The sequence below is a fragment of the Microbulbifer maximicatervae (SeqCode) genome (genome assembly GCF_052467825.1).
The window spans coordinates 1,167,501-1,170,000 of the sequence record NZ_CP174327.1; the positions used below are offsets into that span (position 1 = coordinate 1,167,501).

General features: G+C 48.5%; 2 rRNA genes (1 of these 2 running past the window's edge). Both read right to left on the bottom strand.

Annotated elements, in window-relative coordinates:
• Positions 1-1,035: 1,035 nt before the first annotated feature.
• A 5S ribosomal RNA gene (gene rrf / locus ACJJII_RS05190) occupies positions 1,036-1,151 on the bottom strand.
• 203 nt (positions 1,152-1,354) lie between these two features.
• Positions 1,355-2,500, bottom strand: a 23S ribosomal RNA gene (locus ACJJII_RS05195); it runs 1,736 nt beyond the window's last position.

A 2,500-nucleotide genomic window follows, 5' to 3' on the forward strand; every position in this document is an offset into this window, starting at 1 on the left:
TTTTAGCAGCTTTTTTTCGGTGACTCGTGAAGCGAAACGCTTTCTCGAATCCCGGCAAGTTCGTTTCCGATCTTGCTTGAAGTGGCGCGCATTATAGCGACCTCTCCGTGCTTGGCAAGCTCTTTTTTCAAAAGATTTTCTTAAGAAAATCAACGACTTAGAGCTGCCTTCCCGCTGCTGCCTGAGCAGCGAGGAGGCGAACTATACGGACTTCGGATGGGCTCCGCAAGCACTTTATGTAATAAATTTCCAAAATGGTTTTTGGTTAAAAATCAGACTGTAAATGCATCCCCTGATGGTGGAAACGTAAAATATAACTATGAATAAAATCCTCACATCACTATCGGGGAATATACGCGTAGTTTTTTAGATGCACGGCACTATCCACACTATTTGGCAGCCAGATTGAATAACTATTAGGGATACTAGGCTCTAGGGGATAACTTTCTGGGAGTATTTAGTAGCTTACTAACTCTGGTAGTTTTGAAGCCATTAAAAATACAAACCTAAAGTTCACGAAAGTAGTTTTAAGTGTGTATCCAGTGGCAAATTTTTGCAGAAGCTCTGAAAAACTTGAGGAAGAAACGTAAAGATCTTTTAGGGGTTTATTTTTTGGAGTGAAAACTGACTAATTTATCTAGAGCTATTTTTGCAAGTTATCGGAAACACTAGACCCACACTGTAGGCGGGCAGTGCTCGTCAGCCTGCGGTGCATGGCTCCGGGTTTGTGAACGATTCACATAGCAGCGCAGGCACGCGAGATAGTGAAAATTTTTACCGCACCCTAGAAAGAAATCCCCGGTAGCGCAGCTGGTGTAGGTTTTTTTATTAGAAACCTGACAGCTGGTGACGGTTTAGCCTGCCGAAGGCCAATCGTAGGGTGAGAGCCACAGGCTCGAACCACTATGACTTTGCACGCAGCGCGTCTCTCTTCTTTCCCTTTCTTAGTTTTTTTATTTTTGTTTTTTGCTTCTTTAAAATATTTTTAGCCATAAAAAAAGGGCCACCCTATTGGGTGGCCCTTTCGGATTAGAAGCCTGACGATGACCTACTCTCACATGGGGAAGCCCCACACTACCATCGGCGATGTTGCGTTTCACTTCTGAGTTCGGCAAGGGATCAGGTGGTTCCACAACTCTATGGTCGTCAGGCAAACTGGCTTGGGTTGGCGTTGGTCTTATAAGCAAAGTGCTTGGCCTACCGTGTTATCGCTGTTTGCCTCGGTCATGTTGGTGACCGGCGATAACCCCAAATAAGTCGGTAAAACAATCTGTAGTAATACACCGCAAGCGATCGTATGTCTCTAACTCACAATCCGCTAGCTTAGCTAGTCGTTAGTAACCATCTCTGTTGTATGGTCAAGCCGCACGGGCAATTAGTACTGGTTAGCTCAACGCCTCACAACGCTTCCACACCCAGCCTATCAACGTGGTAGTCTTCCACGGCCCTTCAGGAGGCTCAAGGCCTCAGGGAGATCTTATCTTGAAGGAGGCTTCCCGCTTAGATGCTTTCAGCGGTTATCCCGTCCGAACATAGCTACCCGGCAATGCCACTGGCGTGACAACCGGAACACCAGAGGTTCGTTCACTCCGGTCCTCTCGTACTAGGAGCAACTCTTCTCAAATCTCCAACGCCCACGGCAGATAGGGACCGAACTGTCTCACGACGTTCTAAACCCAGCTCGCGTACCACTTTAAATGGCGAACAGCCATACCCTTGGGACCGGCTTCAGCCCCAGGATGTGATGAGCCGACATCGAGGTGCCAAACACCGCCGTCGATGTGAACTCTTGGGCGGTATCAGCCTGTTATCCCCGGAGTACCTTTTATCCGTTGAGCGATGGCCCTTCCATACAGAACCACCGGATCACTATGACCTACTTTCGTACCTGCTCGACATGTCTGTCTCGCAGTCAAGCGCACTTATACCATTATGCTCATTGCATGATTTCCGACCATGCTGAGTGCACCTTCGTACTCCTCCGTTACTCTTTGGGAGGAGACCGCCCCAGTCAAACTACCCACCATACACTGTCCTCGATCCGGATAACGGACCAGAGTTAGAACCTCAAACATACCAGGGTGGTATTTCAAGGACGGCTCCACAACAACTAGCGTCGCTGCTTCAAAGCCTCCCACCTATCCTACACAAATAGGCTCAAAGTTCAGTGCAAAGCTGTAGTAAAGGTTCACGGGGTCTTTCCGTCTAGCCGCGGGTACACTGCATCTTAACAGCGATTTCAATTTCACTGAGTCTCTGGTGGAGACAGCGTGGCCATCGTTACGCCATTCGTGCAGGTCGGAACTTACCCGACAAGGAATTTCGCTACCTTAGGACCGTTATAGTTACGGCCGCCGTTTACCGGGGCTTCGATCAAGAGCTTCGCCGAAGCTAACCCCATCAATTAACCTTCCGGCACCGGGCAGGCGTCACACCCTATACGTCCTCTTACGAGTTTGCAGAGTGCTATGTTTTTAATAAACAGTCGCAGCCACCTGGT